The sequence below is a fragment of the Robbsia andropogonis genome, assembly GCF_034047095.1.
Lineage (GTDB): Bacteria > Pseudomonadota > Gammaproteobacteria > Burkholderiales > Burkholderiaceae > Robbsia > Robbsia andropogonis.
In genome coordinates this window covers 79,976-101,530 of the sequence record NZ_CP139168.1, presented here as the reverse complement: position 1 = coordinate 101,530, position 21,555 = coordinate 79,976, and the positions used below count along the sequence as shown (strand labels likewise).

Here is a 21,555-nt window from a genome sequence, read left to right as displayed (position 1 = left end):
GGGTGAGATTCCCCTGCGCCACTCACCTCCCGCTTTACCGTCAAGAGAGTATCTTCGAGCGCGCGGGCTTCGCCATCCCTCGCTCCACCATGGGCGCGTGGATTGGCGCATGCGGGGTGCAGTTGCAGCCGTTAGTTGACGCCCTGCGTGCGCAAATTGTTCAGCACCGCGTGCTGCAAGCGGACGAAACACCGGTCTCGATGCTGGTGCCAGGCAAACATAAGACGCACCGATCCTATCTCTGGACTTACTGTCCTGGGGCGTTCGAGTCAATGAAGGGCGTGGTCTACGACTTCGCTGAGAGCCGTGCGGGAGAACATGCTCGTGCCTTCCTCGGCAACTGGCAGGGCAAGCTCGTTTGCGACGACTTCAGCGGATACAAAGCCTCATTCGCCCAGGGCGTGACGGAAATCGGCTGCATGGCGCATGCACGGCGCAAGTTCTACGAGTTGCACGCGAGCAATAAAAGCCAGATTGCCGAAGAGGCACTGCAACACATTGGGCAGCTCTACGAAATCGAGCGCGAAGTACAAAATCTAGAACCCGATGAGCGTCACGAACGACGGCAGCGACGAAGTCGACCGATTGCCGATGCGCTCCATACATGGATGCTACTGCAACGTCAGCAGGTAAGCGAAGGGTCCGCAATCGCTAAGGCGCTCGACTACAGCCTACGTCGCTGGGAAGCGCTCACGCGATTCTTGGACGATAGCCAATTGCCCATTGATAATAACTGGGCAGAAAATCAAATTCGCCCGATCGCAACGGGGCGTTCATTGTGCACCTCCTTCTGAAACCTGGATAAACATTGGGATCTGGCCTTCGACATCGTTGCGACACGGGCGATACTTGCGCGCCAGTGCTGCGGTAACCGCTTCGCTGTGCAGATCGATCGTCCGAATCTGCCATGGGGCATCAGGCACGACCTGCTCGGCAGGCAGAATCCGATCGTTGATCAAACGCCGGATCATGTAGTGAGTGACACCAAGCTCCTTCGCTGCCTCAGACATCGTCAGCCAGTCGCCATCCTTATCTGCCGACTTGTAGGCGTGGATATCGCGGACATGCCGTACAGAGCTGACACGATGTGCGGTCCAGGTCTTGCCCTGTCCTGTGCGTATTCCCATGCGGTTCAGTGATGCAGCAATGTCCTCGTCGGACCATCGGGTTACCATGCTGCGAATAACCGCGAGCGCTTCGTCTGACGTACTGCAGCCATGCTCGCCAGTTCGCGGCCTGCGAATCCGTAGCCGGGAATGTTGACCGCCTTGCCAGTGGATCGTCAGAATGATTTCGCGTGTAGCCTCGTCGACGTCGGCAACGATATCGACGATGAGCGCGCGAACAAGCTGTTGACGTGTGCGCATGGCGACGCTCGGTGCATTCCACGCAGCATGAAGATCTTCGGCGAGCTTCGTAAAGTCAGGCAGGGGAGCCTGCGCCTTTGGTGCAGTCACCGTCTCCACGCGCGTCTGGCAGGCCTGTACACGACGTAATGCCGCTTCCCAGTTCTTCTCCAGCTGCGCGGCAATCAGGCGGTTCTCGGGATCACAGGCGGCGTAGCGCCGCTCAGCCAGCGTGGCCTCGTACTGGGCCTGCTGCAGTTCGAGTTCCACGATCTGTTGCTGCTCGTTCAGGGTATCCATGTGCATTTGCTCAGCCTGTTGTGCCGCTTCGATCGCCAATGGCTCCACGACGCGCAGAAGCTCCTTGCTGACAGTCGCATCGATACGGGAACCACCGAACCTCATACATCGCGCTGACGTGTCGAAGCGGTCACACCGGTACACGGCCTGCGGGATACGTCCAGCGTAGGCCACCGACAGGCGACGTCCACAGCGTGCGCAGGCAAGCAGGCCAGCGAGCAGCGCGCGGCCACCACGACCGGATTTTACGTCGCCCGCCTTGCCGTAAGCATTTGTCGCGAGCTTCTTCTGGTTGCGTTCAAACTCCGCCCAGTCGATGTAGCCTTCGTGGTGTTCCCGGAGCATGACGTCCCAGTTCTCAAACGGCTTGCGGTGCTTGTAGCTCTTGCGTGCCCGGCCTTCGACGATCGTCATCTGCTTGCCGCTCTTGCCATACGCGTAGACACCAGCATAGAACGGATTCTTGAGCACCGAAATCACGTTACGGTAGCGTATTGGAGTCCAGTCGACCCGCGTCAGCGTCCGGCCGTCAGAGGGGCGCGGGAAGTGGACCTGTTCAGCGTTCATCGACAGCAGAACCTGCCGCGCGCTGCCCAGTTGCCGGAAACGAGTAAAAATCAGGCGTATGACTTCCTGCAACCGTGCGTCTGGATCGAAACCCAGACCAACATCACGATGCCAGATATAGCCGACCGGCACGCTGATACGTAATTCACCACGGTGTGCCTTCTCTCGTTTGGCGTCGTGCATGCGCGTTCGAAGCACGTTGAGTTCGAATTCGCTGATGCTGCCCTTCATGCCAAGTAATAGCCGGTCATTTGCCCGGCAAGGATCGTACACACCGTCAAGGTCGATTACCCGCGCTTGAACGAGACCACAGAGCTCGAGCAGATGATGCCAGTCGCGTCCATTGCGGGCAAGGCGTGAGGCGTCCAGGCAAAGCACTGCGCCGACATCGCCTGCACACAATAACGCGACCAGACGATCAAAGCCCGGTCTCGCAACTGTGCCGCTCGCCGAGCGTCCCTGGTCGTCGTCGATGACTTCGACGTCGCGAAATCCATGTCGCTTTGCTTCCTGCACGAGGTCATACTGCCGGCGCCGGCTCTCGAGGTTCAGTTGGACCTGCGTTCGGCTGGACTGTCGGACATAAACTACCGCCTTGCGTTTAAGAAGATCTGCGGGCAAACGATCATCATTCGTCATCGTTACGCCCCTTCGCAGTCGGGATGCCCGCCGCCTGCATCAACAGGCATGCGAGATGCCTGAGCGTGTTTGCCCGTTGCACCGCGTTCATCCCCTGAAGCTCGACCGCGTCGAACATCAGGTTCATCTGGGGCGGCATCGACCGCGATAACTGTTGACCTGCTGGAACGACGTTTGGCAGATTGCCCATTGCGTTTCTCCCGGACGTTGGTGGAACCGTCCGGAGAGTTTCCCCGCAAATGCAGATCGACCAGCAATTGATGCAGATTATGCAGTGTCGCTACGGTAACTCTCGGTTCGCCGAGAACCATCGCTGAACAAATCGCGGCATCGAGCATCCATCCCGCGATCATCCTGATTACACCGGGGTCCGCCTCCACATGGACGACCTGACCTCCGCCGCGACGCTCGATGTCTTTAACCTTGACGCGACGCCCATACAGCGGATGCCAACGATAATGAATCTCGACTTCCTGCCCGATATGGGCAGAATGAACGGGAAATTGCGCTGGGCAGGAAGAATTGGCTGTTCGCGGGTTCATTGCGGGCAGGCAAACGCGCGGCGGCGATCATGAGTCTCGTTCAGTCGGCCAAGCTCAATGGCCATGATCCGTACGCCTATCTCAAAGACGTACTAAATCGATTGCCAACCCATCCGGCACGGCAGATCGATGATCTCTTGCCGCACAACTGGCAGCCCACGGCAACCTAACCCGTCATCCACCATCGTCAAGATGGGATATCCAGCCGCTTACCCTTGGCCGCTCTGTCAAGCAACTAGTTGATCTGGTCGGCGAGTTGCACAAGCAAGGCGTCCAGTTCAGGAGCCTCACCGATTCCATCGACACCGGCACGCCGTCCGGGCGCTTTTTCTTTCACGTCATGGCGAGCCTGGCCGAAATAGAGCGCGAACTGACTGTCGAGCGCACTCGCGCCGGGCTGGAGGTTGCCAAGCAGCTTGGCCGCAAGGGCGGTCGCAAGCCCAAGATGACCGACAGCAAGATCGAGTCGGCCAAGAAGCTGCTGGCCAGCGGCGTGCCGCCCAAGGACGTGGCCAAGAACCTCGGCGTGTCTATTCCAACGCTCTACCGCTGGGTGCCAGCCTCCGCGCACGCTTAGCGTACGATTTTTTCCGTTTTCTGAGACGCCCCCAACTAGTCATCAAGGTGGCCAGCCAACGAAGAATCGCGTGTTCGAGGCTGGTACTGCAGGCCAGTAGAGTCAGCGCGCACAAGCCGATGTTTTCGTGGAGAAGGGTAATACCAAGCCTAGTATCGTATAAGATATGAAAACATTAAAAGTTGTGCTTTTAAACCAGAACACGCATTAATCGGAGGCAGCACATGGAGGTCGTATTTCATGAAATACGTGCATGGCTATTTAGACAGCCAGATTGGCTCCAGGATGCAGCGGAACGAATATTAAAAAATGGAGCGTTGCGTGAAGCCGACTGCGTGGCGCTTGCTGCTCTTATAAAGACACCTGAAGGTCAGCGGGTAACGACGCAAAGAAAATTCGATGAGCTGGTAAAACCTGACCAGATTAACCAGACAATACGGATTTTGAGCATTGGGCCTGTCGTCGGAATTGAGAATTTGGCCCCACGGAAACCGTTAGCGATAGGAAAAGGAAATCTCACAGTCATATATGGCCACAACGGGTCTGGCAAGTCGAGCTACACGCGGATTCTCAAATGCGCTGCAGGTAAGCCAAGGGCGACACTGCTAAAGTCGAATGTATTCGTCGATGCACCAGTGGGGCAATCTTGTACCATTTGCATCTCGGTATCTGACCAGCCAAAGCTATGTGAATGGTTGACGGGCGGTGGGGTCGTTGAAGAGCTTCGGTCTATCGATGTGTTCGATAGCGATGAAGCAACTCATTATTTGAAAAGCGAAAGCGCTGCTTCTTATACACCTCCCGTTGTCTCGCTTTTCGAGTCGTTGGCAACGGGCTGCGATAGTATCAAGCGTAGATTGCAGTCAGAGCAAGACAAGTTAGTTTCAGGATTGCCTATCCTGCCGAATCAGTACGATTTAACAATTTCTGGAAAAGCGTATAAAGGGCTGAAATTCAATACGACCAAGCAGGTGCTGGCTGACATCGCCACCTGGACGGCTGAACACGACGCCAGCCTGGCGGCCATCACCGAGCGGCTCAAAGTGGTTGACCACGCCGGGCTTGCCAGAGCGAAGCGGGCGAAAAAGCGAGAAATTGAAAGAGTCGTATCCGCTCTACAGGGCTCTGCTAAGGCGTACGGTGCTGAAAATATCGTACTCGTTCGAGGTCTTCGCGCTGATGCTATTGCAAAGCGGCGTATTGCAGAGCAAGGAGCAAAAGTAACCACATCCAAATTCGATGGTGTTGGGACGCATACTTGGAAAGCACTGTGGGAGGCCGCTCGTGCATATTCACAAACGGCGTATCCCGGGCGTGATTTCCCCGTGGTAGACGACGCACGATGTGTGCTGTGCCATCAAGAATTAACTCAGGATGCGCAGCATAGATTGAGAGAGTTTGAGTCGTTCGTCGTAGGAGCATTGGAAACTGATGCTAGAACGGCCGAACGTGTCCTTAGTGATGCGTTGACCGCGCTTCCTCTCATTCCAACTAAAGCTAATATTTTGACTCAGTGTCAAGCTGCCGAATTAGGCGATGACTGGATTCAGTATCTGGAGCGTTTCTGGGCATCCGCTGATGAAGTCAAAAAACGTCTTGTGGCCCAAGAACTGCAGAATGAAGTTCAAGCGGTCGATGATGTATCTGAGGCTACTCGTACGTTACAAGAGTATTGGGCGCGTTTAGAAGTGGATGCCGTTTCACACGATAACGACGCGTTGGCTTTCGACAGAGCAAAGGCGACTAAGGAAAAATTGGAGCTCGAAGCAAAGCGGTGGGTCGCGCAACAAATTGTAGCTGTGACTACGGAAATCGAGCGTTTGAAGGCAGTGAAAGACTATGAGGGATGGAAGTCACTTGCGAACTCTCGCGTTCTTTCCAACAAGGCAAACGAAATATCTGCGAAGGTAATCACTGATGCATATGTGAGTCGCTTTAACCGCGAATTGACGCTGCTTGGCGCCGACCGGCTACGCGTTGAACTGGTAAAGTCCAAAATAGAGAAAGGCCGAATTCTGCATCGTGTTCAACTAAGAGGCCGTTTCAAAAAGACCGCCAGGGGGCTGTTAACCTTTTCGGCAAACTGTTAACCTTGGTCGTCTGAACAACTGGAACCAAGGGGATGGGTGCACCGATCATTGATGACGAACTGTGGGCATTGATAGAACCTTTGCTGCCCCTGCCCAAGCCACGCCGCAAGAAATACCCAGGACGGCTCCCGGTTTCCAACCGGGCTGCACTGAACGGCATCTTGTTCGTATTCAAGACCGGGATGCGCTGGTGCGACCTCTCGACCAAACTCGGATTCGGCTCTGGGCCGACCTGCTGGAGGCGTTTGCGCGACTGGCAAAGAGCCGGCGTGTGGAGCGCGTTGCACGCACTGCTGCTGGCGAAGTTGCGTATTCCGGCGAACGTGACCGCTGATTCCGTTATCGTGACCGATTGCGCATGGAATGGTGTTACGCGTTCAGATTGTAGAGGTAGCGGTCACGATGGGTCGATATTTATCTCCTTTTCAGGTGTTTTGACGGCGCCCTGGCGCAGCGAGTCGCCGCTGAGAGTGAAGCGATGATTTCGCTGCATGATGCGGTCAAGTATGGCGTCTGCAATGGTCGCGTCACCAATCCAGGCGTGCCAGTGTTCGATGGGAAGTTGGCTGGTGATGATGGTGGCGCGGGTGCCGGCACGATCGTCGATGATCTCCAGCAAGTCCGAGCGTGTGGCACTGTCGATCGTCCCCATGCCCCAGTCATCGAGGAGCAGAACGTCGGTCTTGGCGAGTTGCAACAGCCATTTGCCGAAGACGCCGCTGCCGTGACGGATGCGCAGTTCTTCCTGTAAGCGCGGCACACGTTGATAGAGCGCCGAGTACCCGCGTCGACACGCGTACTGCGCAAGCGCACAGGCGAGCCAGGATTTGCCTGCTCCTGTCGCCCCAGTAATCAACACGCTGTGCCCGGCGCTGACCCAATCGCCCAGCGCCAGGCTGAGCACCGCGCGGCGATCCACGCCTTTGCTCGGACGGCTGTCGATATCTTCAATGGTGGCTTGGCCGTACTTCAGCCGCGCCTGTTTCAGTAAGCGTGCCAGTTTGCGGTCATTGCGTGCGTGGATCTCGCGATCGACCAATAAGGCCATACGCTCCTCGAAGCTCATGTCCGTCATGCCCGGCTGGGTCATCTGGTCCTGTAGTGCATCGGCCAGGCCATCAAGCTTTAAGGCACGCAACTGCGTCAGTGTGGTGTGCATCATCATGATCCGTATCCTTTGCTTTATTGGTAGTAAGACGGGCCGCGCACATGCGCGTGATGCGGACTGACCCAATCACTCGGTGGCGTGCCATAGGTAGCGACGCTTGTCTGATCGCGCTTGTTCACCAAGATGTCGCGCACATGTCGGTAATGACATGTGCCGAGTTGGATCGCTAATGCGCAGGCCGTCTCCAGACGTGATTTACCGTAGCGCCGAGCCAAGGACAGCAAGCCCAGACACGCCCGGTAGCCATGCTCGGGATGACGGTGCTTCTCCAGCAATCGAGTGATGACGGTGCCGGTGGCAACGCCGATCTCCTCACCCCAATGCAACAGGCGCTTCGGCGTCCATTCCAGGTGCGCGCGATGGGCCGCCGGAAGGTGCTCCGGCACGGTTGTGATGCCACCCGCGACGCTAGAGCGGACATGGCTTGCAACGCGTTGCCCACGATGCAGCAGCTCGATCCCCGCTGCTGTCATGCGCGCCTCCAGCACCAATCCCACCAGCGCGTGCGGCACGCTGTAGCGATGATCGTCGATGCTGACGTGGTAATCCACCGGCACGCGCACGTGCTTGAAGTGGGCCAGCTCGTAACGCTGCATCGGCAACGGCAGCAACGCTGGACGGTCTATCGCCTCAAAGGTGCTGGATCGACTCCCTGGTAGCTTCTGGAATAATTTGGCATTGAGTTGTGCCAGTAACGGCGCGATGGCGACGTTGACCTCGGCGACGCTCGTAAAGGCTTGATGGCGCAGGCGCATCATGATCCAGCGCTCGACGACCTGCACCGCAGACTCGACCTTCGCCTTGTCCTGCGGGTGATAGGGCCGCGCTGGCAGCACCGAGGTGCCGTAGTGGCGGGCAAAGTCGAACACCATGTCGGCCGCCCGTGGCTCGTACCGGTCGGGGTCGGTGATCATCGCCTTCGGGTTGTCGGGGATAATCAATTGCGGCACGCCGCCAATGAAATGCAACGCCCGCGTCGTGCCTTCCAACCAGTCTGCCATGCTCTCACGCGGTGTGGCCCACGCGAAGGTGTAGGAAGACGCGCCCAGCGCGGCGACGAAGACATGCGCGCGGGTGCCGTCTGCCAATGCGATGGTTGGTCCGGCGAAGTCGATGAACAGCTTCTCGCCTGCGCGGTGGATTTGCCGCATCGAACGCTTGAGCCGCTTGGCGAAGCACTTCAAATTGACGCAAAACTGCGAGTATTGATAGGTGGGCTCGCCTGGATGCGCCTGGCGGTACTCCTCCCAGAGCAACATCATCGTCATGCCTTTGCGCCGCAGTTCTTGGTGCAAACGGCCATAGTCCGGCTGCACGCGTTCGCGCTGGCAATTCGGGCCGACCAGAATACGCCGTTCGAGTTCGACCTCGTCACAGGCCTGCACCGTGGGCCAGTCGAGCCCGGCAGCGGCGGCCAGCCCCACGTACTTGGTGACAACGCCCTTGGAGAGCCGCAAGGCAGCGGCAATCTGTTCGTGCGACAGCCCAGCGTCGAGCTTGAGCCGCAATACGTCCTTGATCTTACGCATCGTAATCCTTGGCGCGGGCATGCTACTCCAGACGAAATCTGGAAAGCGTACCCTCGCGAAATAAGGTTAGTCGCGTAACACCATTCTGATGCTGTATGACGCCGGTCCGGCAACGTGACCGACGATTCCGGTATCGTGACCGGTCATTCCGGCCACTCACCCAAATCGGTCACGTTCAATCATATTGACCGGTCACGTTGAAACGGAACCGTCGGTCACGATACCGGAATGACCGGTCACGATCGACCGGAATACCCAGTATGCAGCGTTACGAGGGATTCTGGGAATATAACGCCCTCGGCTACGTCTCACTGCTGGACAGCTACGTCAGCCACAATCCACCGAAGAAAGCGGTTAGGCCACCACGTCCCGACAAGATGCGGGAGTTACACGACGTACTGGACAGGTTCGCCCCGCCGCTTGATCAAAAGGTGCTTACGGACGTGCTGGATGCCGTCCGCAATACATTTTCCTATGCTCAAGAGGCAAAGTTTCCGGAAAAATATACCGCAGCGATCGCTTCGACAGACGCAGATATCGTTAAAATCATTAACCTTTCGGATGAAAATTTCCGACTGGTCAAGAAAATGCGGGACAAGGTCGCGCATGCGGACGCCCTCGAACTGGATGTGGGCGAACTCCAGCAGATCCATATCGTGGTCAGCAAAATTGAGCTGCTGCTAACCTACTGGGCATACCTCGACTTCGGCCTTTCAAAGGATGATTTCTTGAAGGGGATACGGAGTCCGTTCACACGCCTGCGCCGCCATGCGCAGATAAACGAGATGCATCTTGCACGTGTGACGGGTTCAGCCGAGTTCTTTTCGGTCGGCGCCGCTTCGTTTGAGGACCTGTCTTCGCGCAACCCATCCGCCGTATTCACGTGCTTTACGATAGGGCCGGACCGTGAAATTGCTTTTTCCGACTATTTCACGCAAATGCACAAAGACTGGCACTTGGGACGCCACAAAGGAAAGTTCACCGCAGATCAGATTTTCGGCGTTACTCCCGATGCTGTCCGACATGTCGGTCATATGTACATCGAGTGTGGAGAGCGAACTTTAGAGTTTCACTCTGCGTACCTGTTCGACGCGTCAATGCTTGGTGACACTACGCCGCCAACAGATCCCGTTGGTAAAGCATCGCATTGATTTTATGTAGATAAGATTTCGCGTGATATAGAGTGCTTGGGCTTAAATGGTAAATGATCAGCGGCCCAAACGTCTGTACCGCAATTAGGCCACACCCATAGCTGCGGATTCAACCGATCGCCTCACCGGCGATCCGCGACCGGCTCAAACCGACCCTGAGCAGCCATCCACGCCGCTTGAAAGCCGCCCTTCGAGGCGGTCAGCGTTGCACTTTGCACACTTTATGTTTTAACCACGCCAGGATGTTCTGATCTGTGACCGCTTTGGGATGCGTATCATTGAGCGTCAGATACCCGTAGAATCCGCCATTTTGGTCAACGACTACCGGCGGATCAGCCGCTATGTCATTGCAAGGGCTTTCTGAAGATATGCCTGATCCGTACTGGCCTATGTCATTGAAGATGCTCTGCGGCAAAATGTCTGACCCGTATTGGCCGATATCATTGTGAACTGAGTCGGGTGCCACAGCTGAACAGTTCAGACAGCCTAAATAGACATCATGACTCGTGCCCCCGAACAACATGAGTTTGACCTGTGCCTGTGCCACGCCGGAAGCTATTGCCAGCAAGATTAGCAATATTATCTTTCTAACATTCATTTCCGGGCTCCTTCTTGGTTATCGATCGCGCCGTCGGCCGAGTTTGACTGCGGATTCAACCGGTCGATGTGACAAGGTTGATCCATCCGCGTGTTCATTCTTTTAGATAACTTGCATCACCAGCGGCCGCCTTTACTGGGTGAAGTTTTGCCTGCACGTACTATGCATAGATCACCCGTTTACCCTCGCTCTACCTAGTGCGGCTATCGGCGCTTGCCAGCACGTATCTCTTCGGAAATGCGATCCATCTCCGCGACAGCCGCGCGATGGTCTGCATCTGCGGCGTCAAGTTCTTCTAGGTCCGCATCTGCGGGTGCCCCATTGCCTTGTGGCGCGAACTGTTGATGGACCTTGATGAATGCTCGTTGACGTCGCTCAAACGCACGCCGTTCGTTATCAATTGCTGCCCGTTCTTCTGCCCGCTGCTCTTCGACACTTGTCATTGCCACCTCCAATTAAACCGAAACAGATGGCTACAGTAGCCCTTTAATTGAGGACACGATGCCTATCGCACCGAAAAGCAACGTGAAAACCGTCCAAAGCCAATGCTCTTTCGCAAGCTCAACGATCGCAACAGGATGCAGACCACGCGCCTCCCACCATGTGGCTGTGGTTTTCAGCGATCCATCCAGCACGCGTTCCAAGATGTTGGACATCACGTCCACTTTGCGCAGTGTCGATTGATGAAGGGCCACGAACTGATTGTCATCGAACGCGCGGGCTTCCTCTTTGCCGTTCATAGCGTCTTTGGCCGTGATCTTGTTCAGGTCCATAAGACTGAATAAGCGACCATGTTCCCCGTGAGGCGTATAGCCGGGACCATAGATCGCGATTAGCTCTTTGGCCATGTCGAACTTGCGGCCGTCGTCAATCACAAAAGGATCGCCCTTCAGCACCTTCAGTCGGTGTTCTATAGCTTGGAAGCCGTAGTTGATATCCCGCATGTTCCAGTGGATAAAGTTGAAGCCACCTTGAGAGCGCACGAATGCAAAGTACTCATCCAGCATCATCCGTTCTAAATTATCGTAGCTATCCGGAATGTCAGTCGCGCTTGCGCCGCTTTGCTCCGCGCATTTGTGAATCGAAAACGAGTGCGTTTGACCCGAAACGAAATTCCGGACGGCAATCGAAGTGATGCGTGGTGTTCGTCCGTCCTTAATGTCATAGAACGATTCACAAGAGTAGTGGACGATCAGATACGCGTCGCGCTTCTGGTTGATATTTTCGAATCGTCTTCTTGCGGCACTACTACGTTGCATCTTGATCAGTTGTGCGCCCACGTGCCGCCCCCGGAAATCTTTGGTGTTTTGTGGCGCTATCCTACCGCGCACGAAGAATCAACCGCATTGTACGAGATGCTCAAGTTGTTGACGATCTAGGCAACCCGGTCGGATGACCGCTACTGGCCGTCCGGCGACACCCCGGCAATCACATGCATTATGCAGAATTCACCGCGCAGCACAATTACGAGTCAACCGATAAACTTGGATACGCTGTCGATGTGATATACATACGACTAACATACTGAATTTATAGAAATATTATATCTTTAGCTAGCAAAATCCGGCCGCAGGACGTTCGCGACCAGACTAATCGCGAACGGAACCCCCTATGAGGTCGTGCAGCAGCTATTAGGGCATGCACATATGGACCAACTCCGGCCTACGTGGCCGTGTCCATGCGAGAAATAAGAGACGCAATTGCGGCGATTCACCTTGCGAACTAACCGGCAAAATCATATACTCGATGAGTATATTTGAAGGAGCTTCCGCCCATATGGGTACGCCGACTACACAACAAGAGTTTTTGCGGCATGCAATGACTCAATTGGATATGACTCGCGAACAGTTCGCGGAACGCATTGGAACGAAGAAACGCACCCTGGACAACTGGCTGTTGTCCACTGAATCGGCCGAATACCGCAGCATGCCGGATATGGCTTGGAAGTTTGTTCGCGAGATTTTGGAGAATCTTTAAAAACCGCTTGAAATATACTCAATGAGTATATACGATTGACTCTCGCTGTTACGATTCAACACGGTGAAAGGGATGAGAAATGATGACGAAAAAAAATTACGGTATTGACGTCAAGAAACGCACAGGCTCGCTACGCCCTGTCGAAATGAAATTGACGGGTAGCGAAGGAAGTCGTGTCGTGCTCAGTGCCGCAAAGCGGGTCATTGCCACGCACGACAAAGTAATTAAGGCGCTCGCAAAAAGATGACGAGCCAGAACGTCATTGATGCGCATCAGGTCATCGAGATTCATGACCTGATCCTTCGGCAAGAGCCAGGATTAGCCGGGGGGCATGGTGTAGGTCCGTTGGAAGGGGCATTAGCGCGGATTGATAGCCGCATTCTCTATGAACAACTAGACGATGTTTTTGAGATTGCCGCTATGTATGCCGTCGCTTTGGCAAGAGGTCATGTATTTAACGACGCTAACAAAAGGACAGCCCTTGTTACGGCCTTAACCTATCTCGCTATACAGGGGTATGACGTGCCTCGCTCTGATGAGCTTGAAGACATCATGGTTGATGTGGCGGAAGGAACGCTTAACGAAAAAGAGCTTGCTGACCTGCTGTTCTCAATCGCTATTGAGTAAAACGGAAATAAATCATAAAAGCAGTATTGGCCATGCACAAGGAATCCACATGTCGTATCGAATGATCGGTCTCACCCTCGCTCTTACCGTTGGTATGTGTCCGGTCATCAACGCGAAGCCCTTGCAAGGCATCGAAAGCAAATGCGATGGCACAGAGACTTTCGTCTTTATTCCTGCCGGTGTTGATAAATATAGGTTTTTGGCTCAATACGAGCAAGAACATAAGGGTCCGTCAGATGCAGAACTGGAGCGATGTGGCCTCACACGCGACCAGTGGCGAGCATCGGTACTTAAGGAACATTAGGCATAGGAAAAGAACATAATGGTATTTCCTGCCGAATTGAGCGACGCTTTAGCGCTGGTGCTCGCAAACTGCAAGGGCGCGAATGCGCACCTGACGGCGGAGAATCCAGGGCATCCAGACGATGTGCAGGACGTTCGTGCCGTTCAGGCTGCGATGGCAAGCTTAGGTGTTTCGCTGACCTACGGTGAGGCGTACAACTTGTGGGGTCTGGTATCTTTGGACGCCCAGGAGAGTTGGTCAAGCTGCTCTGAGATTCCCGAAGAGAACCTGATGAGCGTGAAAATCCTGTGCGAGCATGTCGCTAACGGTGAAGACTACGCTGGCATTTCGCAGTCGAGGATCTAGGAAAAGCCGAGAAAGCGCGTAGGTGCCGCGAGCGCGCCTGATGCTGCTTCCTAATGGATAGGAACACACGGAGCGCAAATATGAAATTGAAGTACCTATTCTTAAGAGGCCGTTTCAAAAAGACTGCTCGGCACGTCTGAAGATGTTCCAGCAGACGAGCGCGCAACCAAGTTTAAGGAATGCCTCGTGAATGTCGGCTCGACGCTCGAAGCGAATGCGAAGACGACGAAAATTGTGCAGCCATGCATGCGTACGCTCGACTACCCAGCGGAATTTGCCGAGTCCGCTGCCGTGTTCCGTACGGCGCCTAGCGATCACCGGTTCGATATCGCGCGCACGAAGCCGCTCGCGATGCGGCTCAGAGTCGTATCCACGATCTGCGTAGATGACTTTGGGCTTGCGAAGCGGTCGACCGCGTACGCCGCGAATAGGCGGGATCGCGTCGATGAGCGGCAGCAACTGGGTAACGTCGTTGCGATTCGCGCCAGTCAGGATGGCACTGACGGGGACGCCAGTGGCATCGACGAGGATGTGATGCTTCGAGCCCGGTCGCGAGCGATCGGTGGGGTTCGGGCCAGTTTTTCGCCCGCCCCAACGGCTCGCACCGAAGATGAATCGGCCACCGCCCGTGAGAAATCGAGTTCGCCGACCTCGCGTAACTTCGCGAGCAGCAGTGCGTGCAACGCGCCCCACACGCCGACCCTTTGCCAGTCGCGCAAACGCCTCCAGCAGGTCGGCCCGGAGCCGAATCCGAGTTTGGTCGAGAGGTCACACCAGCGTATCCCGGTCTTGAATACGAACAAGATGCCGTTCAGTGCAGCCCGGTTGGAAACCGGGAGTCGTCCTGGGTATTTCTTGCGGCGTGGCTTTGGCGGAGGCAGCAAAGGTTCTATCAATGCCCACAGTTCGTCATCAATGATCGGTGCACCCATCACCTTGGTTCCAGTTGTTCAGATGACCAAGGTTAGCAGTTTGACGAAAAGGTTAACAGCCCCCCTCGCGGTCTTTTTGAAACGGTCTCTAACAAGAATAGTTGCCGCGGTGTTATCAGTGTGGTGGAACTGGATTGGGTGGATGATTCTGCCGATAACGCTTGGCTTTGAGCTCTACGATTCGATGCTAAAGACTAAGTCCGAAGATTGATCTGAAAACAGTCATCAAATAATTAGCAACTGCAAAATCGAGTGCGTATATGAATAGATATGGACTTTTCCTGCCTCTTGTCCTGCTCGCTTTTTTTATGAGCTGAAAAACTCGTCGCTTAGCTTCTTTGATGTGATCTGGCGAGCGGTTATCGATGCCGCTGGAGTGTGGTTATTCATACAAGTCATCGTTGCTATTTTTCTGCTATTAAAGGCGGCAGGAACCGCGTTCACCGGTTGGCTCGAACGCGGGCCGACTAGTAAAGTAGAAGTGCCGCCGAAGCCGAAGCCTATGCCGCCGGTCCAGAAAACACCGCGTGAGCATGCGTTGACAGGGCACTGTCAGGTTGATGGGAAGGCGGCGGTAGAATGAAGTGATGAAGAAAACGAAATCGCTTTATCACGGTCACCGCTTCCCTGCTATCGTCATCAGCTGCGCGGTTCGGTGGTATTTCAGGTTCAGCCTGAGCCTGCGCGACGTCGAGGAGTTGTTGCTCGAGCGTGGTGTCGTAGTCACGTACGAAACGATCCGTTGCTGGTGCGACAAATTTGGCGCCAAATTCGCCCGGAGCGCCAAAGCAGCGAGGCCAAGGCCGGGCAGCATATGGCATCTGGACGAGATGTTCGTGACGCTGCGCGGCGAGCCGTATCTGTTGTGGCGAGCAGTCGACGAGCACGGCACCGAGCTTGATGTGCTGTTGCAAAAGCGGCGCGATAAGGCTGCGGCAAAGCGCTTCTTCCGAAGGGTGCTGCGCTCAAACCCGGTGCCGAGCAAGATCGTGACCGACCAGTTGCGCAGCTATCCGGCGGCGAAGGCTGACATTCCCGAACTCGCTCATGTGAAGCACGTGTTCGTCAAGGCGGCTGCACGTGTGAACAACCGCGCCGAGAACAGCCACCAGCCGACCCGCAGGCGCGAACGCCAGATGTGTGGCTTTCGCGATGCACGTCGCGCGCAAGCATTTCTCTCATGTTTTGGCCCGATCCGGCAGCACTTCGCGCTGCCCAGACATCAAATGAACGCGGCATGTCATCGTGCCGTACTCCAGGAACGTTTCGCCACATGGCATGGTTGGACTGTGACTGCCGCATCTCATAAAGCTATCTAATAAGGATAACTACGTTTGTGATAAGCAGCTGGCCTCTAGCCGTCAACTTGACAAAGCCCTGCTGACGGGTTTCTTCGTCCGGCGTGGGCGCTCGCTCTACAAGTGGCTGCGAGCGACGACGTTTGCGGTACTGGGCGATTGCCTCTGGCGCGTGCCGTACCTCAATCTCCATGGCGCCGGCCTGTCCACGGTGCCGATCGTCCCACCCGGCTTCGAGACGCAAGTCACGGAACGCCATCTTTACGGCTGCGGGCGACGCGGGCACGCCCAACCACTCGATGAGTCTCGGGCGGATCTTCTGCCAGATGTAGTCAAGCAGTTCATCTGGGTCTTCGCCGTCCATCGGACGCACGTGACCCGCGCTCAACCATAGCGTGACCCCTGGTAAGAAACCAGCGCACCGTAGAGGTTGGCCATCCAGCGCCATCGAGCCAGACAGCACCACCTTGAAAAGGTCGCCGGAGGCAAGCATTGCGCCATCGGAAAGCACGACGTGCTTCCCGAGCGCAAAGCGTAGCGATTCAATGTCAACTTCCAGAATGCTTGCGTCGGAAGTCAATGGCGGTCGATTCATGATCATGTAATGCGGGAATGTGGAGAACGCGCCTTATCTTGAAAAACCTTACACCTCGATCCAGCCGTTGCTCGCCAGCCGGGCGGCGATGCCGCCTATGCTCAGCGATCGTCCCACATGGCTGGTCAAGACCAGCAGTACTTCTCAAACTTCACCAAGTCCGGCACGTCGACCTTGCTGAACGTATAGAGAAGAAAGATCTGCGTTAAGCCGACTTGCAGCCTGCATCAGCACTGGCCTTTACGTGGTTTTTCTCGCAGGGGCAAAGAACAAGATCGCCATCAAGCACGCAAGCGCGCCCGTCTTCTTGCATATCGGTGCCAGAGCCCTGGATCGGATGCTCTCCCGGACACTTGCCGCACGTCGCCATTTCACGATCCAACGCGACGCGCCTCTCGCCGTCGTACATGCTTGAAACTGCCGCGATGACATGCCCGCCTGTAGTTGTCGCGTCGCCATCACACACGAGTTCTTTACTCATCGTCTCTCAAATGAAGATCTAGCGTTCGATTGGTTTTTACTTTACGTCATAGCGAAAGATCAGCTTACCCATCTGCCATGTGTCGTCTGGCTGTTTTAGTTTTTTGGAAGCTTTTGGCAAATCGACGTTGGGTGGGTCAGACCAGCCGAAGGTCGCGAATATCTTGTTTGCCATAGGTAACTGTTTCTTGAAACGCCGGCTAATTCTATATGCGATAAAAACCGCTGTAGCTTCCCATACTGCCCATCCGGTTAAAATAACTTCAGCAAATAACTCCCACCGATTCGAAATGCCATCGGATATAGCTATCGCCGTCAGGATTAACGTTGGCACAGCTCCACATGCACTCCAGAGCAGCACTGACCATTTGAGGAAGAACTTGAAGTTCGCTTTGCTCCCCCGCTCACAATGCGGGTGAACGGATAGAACACCGTCCGAGCATCGCCTGATCGCATATCCTATCCAGTCCTCTCCCGCGCGCTCGGCTACAACTTCTACCTCATCCCCATTTTCGAAGACCGATAGCCAGATCCACGCGCGGACCGTTTCGCCGTTCAGGTTAAACGTCACAAGATCAGCTACCGTGTCCGTGAATTCGGTCGAAGCACTCAGATTCAGTGCAACATCGTTAAGGCCAGCAAGCGCCGCCACGAGCGCAGTACGCTCCATGGCTTGCTTGTCTGATTCCGTGAAGACAGTTTCGTAGGACGCGCGGCGCTTCGTCAATCCAGTAATGCTTCCACGCAGAAGTACGGTGGCCGTGTTGAGTGGACCATCCGTCATCTTGTCAGGGCACCTGAGCCGCCCGAGCGAATGCCATAGGTCGCCATAGGGACGAGTTTGCATATCGCTATGAGCATCCACATTTGTCTTCCACAAGTCACACCTTACCGTAGCGGAAAATCAGCTTTCCCATTTCCCAGGTATCCCCTGGTTGTCTTAGTTTTTTCGAAGCTTTTGGCAAATCGACGTTCGGAGGGTCCGTCCAGCCAAAGGTCGCGAATATCTTGTTTGCCATAGGTAACTGTTTCTTGAAACGCCGACTGATTCTATATGCGATAAAAACTGCCATTATTTCAATGACTAACCAAATAAACAATAAGGTCTGTCCAATTAATATCCACTCCCTGTGACTATGAGGTAGCGACAATACTAGAAAAAGTGTTGGGACTAAAGCGCATCCACTCCAAAATGTAAGTGACCATTTCATAAAGAATTTTGTAAGCGCCCGACTACCCCGCTCACAGTGCGGATGAACAGACAGAATGCCGTCCGAGCATCGCCTGACCGCATATCCTATCCAGTCCTCGCCCGCGCGCTCGGCCACGACCTCTACCTCATCCCCATTTTCGAAGACCGACAGCCAGATCCACGCGCGGACCACTTCGCCGTTCAGATTAAACGTCACAAGATCAGCTACCGTGTCCGTGAATTCGGTCGAAGCACTTAGGTTCAATGCAACATCGTTAAGGCCAGCAAGCGCCGCCACGAGCGCAGTACGCTCCATGGCTTGCTTGTCTGATTCCGTAAAGACAGTTTCATAGGACGCTCGGCGCTTCGTCAATCCAGTAATGCTCCCGCGCAGAAGTACTGGGCCCGTACTCTGTTGATTTTCCATCGTCAGTTATATCCCGTGGCGGCCAGGGCCGACTCAAATGCTTCACGCTGTTTTTCCATCGTCCAGTCAGATTTTGGCGCCGTCCCAAAAGGACAGTTTGCGAGCCAGTTTTCCAGATCGTCCGGCTGGAAATAGTTGTATACGAGGGTAATGACCGTCAGAATTAACGCAACTTCCCAGCCGGTTGCTATCAGGATCAAGCGCCCGCTGATCAATAGCCACCCGCCTGCCGAAACTTCCGATGCGATCCCGGCAGCAACCGTTTCGCCCGTAATAGTCCCCGCTGCCTTCCATGCGGCGCGCTTCACAGCTGCTTGTAGAGCCTCCCCTGTCAGACCAGCTGCTCTTCCGTCTAATTGGGCCTGGGCACCCGCCACGCGCGCGGAGAGCTTCCCTAGGAATTTCAGCTTACTCGGCGAGACGGATTTCATCAGTAATGGCGCGGACGAACTCAGTGCCGTCAGGACTGACACCATACCCGATGCGGAGTCGAGCGCAGCTTTCAATCCATAAAACATAGCCTGTTTGCGATTACCCGATCTAATGCCAGCGGATGCTTTATCCAAATCAGTCCACACAGATATAAACGACGATAGCCCCCCCAGGCAGCTAGCCCCCACTTTCATGTTCGAAAGCGTAAGGCTGGCTGCGGACTTTGCGAAAGACCCCAGCCACTTGGTTTGCACGTTGAGTGCCGCGCCCGCCAGTGAGAATGTCCCGCTCACAATCGCCAAATCATCATCCGTCGTCTTATTCGCCTTGGTCCATAGCAGGAAATAGTTCATCAATTCGATAACGAATAATGCGCCGGACAGCTTCACCGATGCAATCGCCTTATCCCGAGTCGCATTCGATGTCACCTGCGCATCCGCGTAGAGCCTACGTACAAGTGCTCCCCGCTCATCGTTCGCTAACGCCTCATATGCTTTCGCACGAAGCTGCAGCGGACTCATTTCTGGATTCTGAGCCTTGAACTCGCTAACCTTCAGTCTCACCAGCGAGTCCATCTGCCCTTCCCACGCCGCAAGCTTGACCGTGATGCGCTTGGCATCTTCAAGTGCGATTCCTCCGCGAACCATCAAGGCCCCCTTGATCAAAGCCCCTCCGATACTGCGTGAAATCGGACCAAATACGTTGACCAATGCACGCCCGGACCACATTGTCAGCCGATCGACCTGCAGCGCCTTGAGCGGCTGCTCGGTTGCCGATCCCGCGCGCTCACGCTTGAACACTTCATCCATCTTCTCGTAAAATTTCGTAAACGACTTAAAATAGCCGAGATAGCTGGAAATGTCCGCTTGCCTGTCTTCGTACCACGACGCCACCTGGTCCAGCGTTGATTCACTTTTCTTCGCCTGTACCCCAGCCAGGAACGTCTTTAAATCTTGACGAATATCCGTCTGGTTATAAGCGAACGCCCGCCAAAAGTAGCTACGCTCGTCCATCGGGTCCATGTTGTTGATTACCTTTTCAACAATACGCAAACCCGTATCGGTGGCTGGCAATCCGGCAAACGCCTCGTCGATCACGCCGGTAAACGCCATTCCATCGCCCGCATCGTTCGGATCATAGTCATTCAGTGCGTGCCGAAAGGTATCAGCGGATAGCCAAGCATCGCGATCAGGAACACGCTGCTTCTGCAACTGCTCGCATTTGTCAGTCACTTGATCAAACCACTTACTAAAGCTGTTCGGCCACCTGCCCCCTTTGAGGCTCGCCTGGTATTTCTTCCAAGCCTTATCCCCCGCAGCCTGCTTTTCTTCAGGCGTGAGTTGCCCGGCCTTGTCGATCTGCTCTTGTGTGCCAGGCATCATGAGTCCCATTCCTTCATAGCCGCCCAGAGCACTACTCATGAGGGACTGGCGCCAGGCACTTTCACTCAACGCTGCACCACTGCGAACGGCCGCTTCAGCCGAATCGATGGATTGAGCCGCGTCAACCCGCACTGTCTGCGCACTGGTATAGCGCATCAGCGCACCCGCTGGGTCGTTGTGGAATCCCGCGAGCTCGTGGGCGATGCCTACCCCATCCCAAAGCGCTAGGAGCATCGGCTTGTGCGGGGTACCGCCCTCATTCTTGCCGATCTCTTCCATGAGTTTGACCAGGTCCTTGCTGGCTGAACCGGACGGAGAGGTTTGACGAATATACAATGGATAACGCGTTGCTTCCTGCGCCCACAGGCTATCGTCGGTAGCTCGGCCATCGGCATCCGTCGTGATCGGCTTAGCAGGAGGCGCTAGCAGGTCGGATTTCAAACCCGGTTGGTACTCGACGATCTGGTCGATGCTGGCCTGAGTGGCTGCCGTCGCATGCCCAGCCTCACCTTTCCTCATGCCGAACATACCACTGCCCGTCTGAATCCACGTCGACGGCATGATCACCTGCATGCGATCGCTACGCAACTGTGCGTTGGACGCGTACTTCTCGAATACGTTTTTGTTCCACGGATACTCTGAAAACGCGATGAACACCTTTGTTGCCTTTTCAGGTTTCTCGATGGCAATCACCTCCATAGGAACTGCGCTACCGCGCTTCCCGCAGGCAGCATGCGCTTTGCGCTCCGAAGGCACAGGCGTTTTGTGGTTCCAGAGCCGCCCGTCTTCCGTTACTCGGTAGGCTTCCCAGTAGTTGCTGCCTCTCGCACCTTTTTCGTAGAAAAGATAAAGCCAGCCTTCACGCAAAGTTCGCAAGCTGTAGTGATGTGCGCTCAGCGGAACATCCATCACACCGAGCCCGATGATGTCCGCAGGCATGGCACTCGATATCGTTTGCGGCACGACCGTGTACCGAACCGGCAAAATCGCAAGTCCGGATTTATCACAATTTGGGCAATTTTCGGTAGAGGTTGAAGCAGCGTTTTCCATGATCTTA

The 21,555-nt window shown here is 55.2% G+C and carries 20 protein-coding genes and 5 pseudogenes; 12 read left to right on the top strand and 13 right to left on the bottom strand.

Features of this window, described 5'->3' with window-relative positions; genetic code table 11:
* Positions 1-17: 17 nt before the first annotated feature.
* Positions 18-776: pseudogene (gene tnpC, locus SJQ66_RS12185) on the top strand (IS66 family transposase); the annotation flags it as partial.
* On the opposite strand, the gene SJQ66_RS12180 reads toward tnpC, so the two are convergent.
* Both SJQ66_RS12180 and SJQ66_RS12175 read right to left on the bottom strand, forming a co-directional pair.
* On the bottom strand, positions 774-2,852 hold the full coding sequence (locus tag SJQ66_RS12180) for a recombinase family protein (RefSeq protein ID WP_320533729.1): 2,079 nt from the start codon (positions 2,850-2,852) through the stop codon (positions 774-776). The pseudogene tnpC and the gene SJQ66_RS12180 overlap by 3 nt on opposite strands.
* Positions 2,842-3,042 carry a hypothetical protein gene (locus SJQ66_RS12175; protein WP_320533730.1) on the bottom strand — a complete coding sequence of 67 codons (201 nt, stop codon included), beginning with the start codon at positions 3,040-3,042 and terminating at the stop codon, positions 2,842-2,844. Before SJQ66_RS12175 ends, SJQ66_RS12180 begins: the two co-directional genes overlap by 11 nt.
* A 306-nt stretch (positions 3,043-3,348) precedes the next feature.
* Between SJQ66_RS12175 and SJQ66_RS12170 the strand changes: the two are divergent.
* The 4 genes and pseudogenes from SJQ66_RS12170 to SJQ66_RS12155 all read left to right on the top strand — a co-directional run.
* Positions 3,349-3,564: pseudogene (locus SJQ66_RS12170) on the top strand (transposase domain-containing protein); the annotation flags it as partial.
* A gap of 44 nt (positions 3,565-3,608) precedes the next feature.
* Positions 3,609-3,971: pseudogene (locus SJQ66_RS12165) on the top strand (recombinase family protein); the annotation flags it as partial.
* A gap of 224 nt (positions 3,972-4,195) precedes the next feature.
* Positions 4,196-6,061, top strand: coding sequence for an AAA family ATPase (locus tag SJQ66_RS12160; RefSeq protein ID WP_320534410.1), 1,866 nt, complete (start codon positions 4,196-4,198; stop codon positions 6,059-6,061).
* 32 nt (positions 6,062-6,093) lie between these two features.
* A pseudogene (locus SJQ66_RS12155) lies at positions 6,094-6,372 on the top strand (transposase); the annotation flags it as partial.
* A gap of 86 nt (positions 6,373-6,458) precedes the next feature.
* Here the strand turns inward: SJQ66_RS12155 and istB are convergent.
* Positions 6,459-7,226 carry an IS21-like element helper ATPase IstB gene (gene istB / locus SJQ66_RS12150; RefSeq protein ID WP_320534308.1) on the bottom strand — a complete coding sequence of 256 codons (768 nt, stop codon included), beginning with the start codon at positions 7,224-7,226 and terminating at the stop codon, positions 6,459-6,461.
* A 17-nt stretch (positions 7,227-7,243) separates the two neighbouring features.
* Positions 7,244-8,779, bottom strand: coding sequence for an IS21 family transposase (gene istA / locus SJQ66_RS12145; RefSeq protein WP_046154529.1), 1,536 nt, complete (start codon positions 8,777-8,779; stop codon positions 7,244-7,246).
* A gap of 239 nt (positions 8,780-9,018) precedes the next feature.
* Here istA and SJQ66_RS12140 point away from each other — a divergent pair, with 239 nt between their 5' ends.
* On the top strand, positions 9,019-9,909 hold the full coding sequence (locus SJQ66_RS12140) for a HEPN domain-containing protein (protein ID WP_320534409.1): 891 nt from the start codon (positions 9,019-9,021) through the stop codon (positions 9,907-9,909).
* A gap of 199 nt (positions 9,910-10,108) precedes the next feature.
* On the opposite strand, the gene SJQ66_RS12135 is transcribed toward SJQ66_RS12140, so the two are convergent.
* From SJQ66_RS12135 to SJQ66_RS12125, 3 genes are all read right to left on the bottom strand, one after another.
* The gene (locus tag SJQ66_RS12135) at positions 10,109-10,507 is read right to left on the bottom strand and encodes a hypothetical protein (protein ID WP_320534408.1); all 399 of its coding nucleotides are present in this window, start codon (positions 10,505-10,507) and stop codon (positions 10,109-10,111) included.
* A 203-nt stretch (positions 10,508-10,710) separates the two neighbouring features.
* The gene (locus SJQ66_RS12130; protein WP_320534407.1) at positions 10,711-10,950 is read right to left on the bottom strand and encodes a hypothetical protein; all 240 of its coding nucleotides are present in this window, start codon (positions 10,948-10,950) and stop codon (positions 10,711-10,713) included.
* A 30-nt stretch (positions 10,951-10,980) separates the two neighbouring features.
* Positions 10,981-11,787 carry a hypothetical protein gene (locus tag SJQ66_RS12125; protein ID WP_320534406.1) on the bottom strand — a complete coding sequence of 269 codons (807 nt, stop codon included), beginning with the start codon at positions 11,785-11,787 and terminating at the stop codon, positions 10,981-10,983.
* 300 nt (positions 11,788-12,087) lie between these two features.
* Between SJQ66_RS12125 and SJQ66_RS29685 the strand changes: the two are divergent.
* The 5 genes and pseudogenes from SJQ66_RS29685 to SJQ66_RS12105 form a co-directional block, all read left to right on the top strand.
* Positions 12,088-12,198, top strand: a pseudogene (locus tag SJQ66_RS29685) (site-specific integrase); the annotation flags it as partial.
* Between the two features lie 85 nt (positions 12,199-12,283).
* Positions 12,284-12,484, top strand: coding sequence for a transcriptional regulator (locus SJQ66_RS12120; protein WP_320534405.1), 201 nt, complete (start codon positions 12,284-12,286; stop codon positions 12,482-12,484).
* 243 nt (positions 12,485-12,727) lie between these two features.
* On the top strand, positions 12,728-13,111 hold the full coding sequence (locus tag SJQ66_RS12115) for a type II toxin-antitoxin system death-on-curing family toxin (protein WP_320534404.1): 384 nt from the start codon (positions 12,728-12,730) through the stop codon (positions 13,109-13,111).
* 49 nt (positions 13,112-13,160) lie between these two features.
* Positions 13,161-13,415: a hypothetical protein gene (locus SJQ66_RS12110; RefSeq protein ID WP_320534403.1), complete on the top strand. Its 255-nt coding sequence runs from the start codon at positions 13,161-13,163 to the stop codon at positions 13,413-13,415.
* An 18-nt stretch (positions 13,416-13,433) separates the two neighbouring features.
* Entirely contained in the window at positions 13,434-13,760 is a 327-nt protein-coding gene (locus SJQ66_RS12105; RefSeq protein WP_320534402.1) for a hypothetical protein, read from the top strand.
* A 114-nt stretch (positions 13,761-13,874) separates the two neighbouring features.
* On the opposite strand, the gene SJQ66_RS12100 is transcribed toward SJQ66_RS12105, so the two are convergent.
* Positions 13,875-14,692, bottom strand: a protein-coding gene (locus tag SJQ66_RS12100) for an IS5 family transposase (RefSeq protein ID WP_320533580.1) whose coding sequence is annotated in 2 segments (ribosomal slippage) — positions 13,875-14,344 and positions 14,344-14,692 — 819 coding nt in all. Because the reading frame shifts where the segments join, the coding sequence is not laid out codon by codon here.
* Positions 14,693-15,279: 587 nt separating this feature from the next.
* On the opposite strand from SJQ66_RS12100, the gene SJQ66_RS12095 reads away from it, so the two are divergent.
* On the top strand, positions 15,280-16,011 hold the full coding sequence (locus SJQ66_RS12095) for an IS6 family transposase (protein WP_320533890.1): 732 nt from the start codon (positions 15,280-15,282) through the stop codon (positions 16,009-16,011).
* Here SJQ66_RS12095 and SJQ66_RS12090 read toward each other — a convergent pair.
* From SJQ66_RS12090 to SJQ66_RS12070, 5 genes are all read right to left on the bottom strand, one after another.
* Positions 16,004-16,585 carry a hypothetical protein gene (locus SJQ66_RS12090; RefSeq protein WP_320534401.1) on the bottom strand — a complete coding sequence of 194 codons (582 nt, stop codon included), beginning with the start codon at positions 16,583-16,585 and terminating at the stop codon, positions 16,004-16,006. The genes SJQ66_RS12095 and SJQ66_RS12090 overlap by 8 nt on opposite strands.
* 205 nt (positions 16,586-16,790) lie before the next feature.
* Positions 16,791-17,066 (bottom strand): PAAR domain-containing protein, encoded by a 276-nt coding sequence (locus tag SJQ66_RS12085; protein WP_081765245.1) that lies wholly within the window; start codon positions 17,064-17,066, stop codon positions 16,791-16,793.
* A gap of 36 nt (positions 17,067-17,102) precedes the next feature.
* Positions 17,103-17,849, bottom strand: a complete 747-nt coding sequence (locus SJQ66_RS12080; RefSeq protein ID WP_320534400.1) for a putative type VI secretion system effector — start codon at positions 17,847-17,849, stop codon at positions 17,103-17,105.
* Positions 17,850-17,946: 97 nt separating this feature from the next.
* On the bottom strand, positions 17,947-18,684 hold the full coding sequence (locus SJQ66_RS12075; protein ID WP_320534399.1) for a putative type VI secretion system effector: 738 nt from the start codon (positions 18,682-18,684) through the stop codon (positions 17,947-17,949).
* Between the two features lie 2 nt (positions 18,685-18,686).
* Positions 18,687-21,548 (bottom strand): T6SS effector BTH_I2691 family protein, encoded by a 2,862-nt coding sequence (locus tag SJQ66_RS12070; RefSeq protein ID WP_320534398.1) that lies wholly within the window; start codon positions 21,546-21,548, stop codon positions 18,687-18,689.
* Positions 21,549-21,555 lie beyond the last annotated feature (7 nt).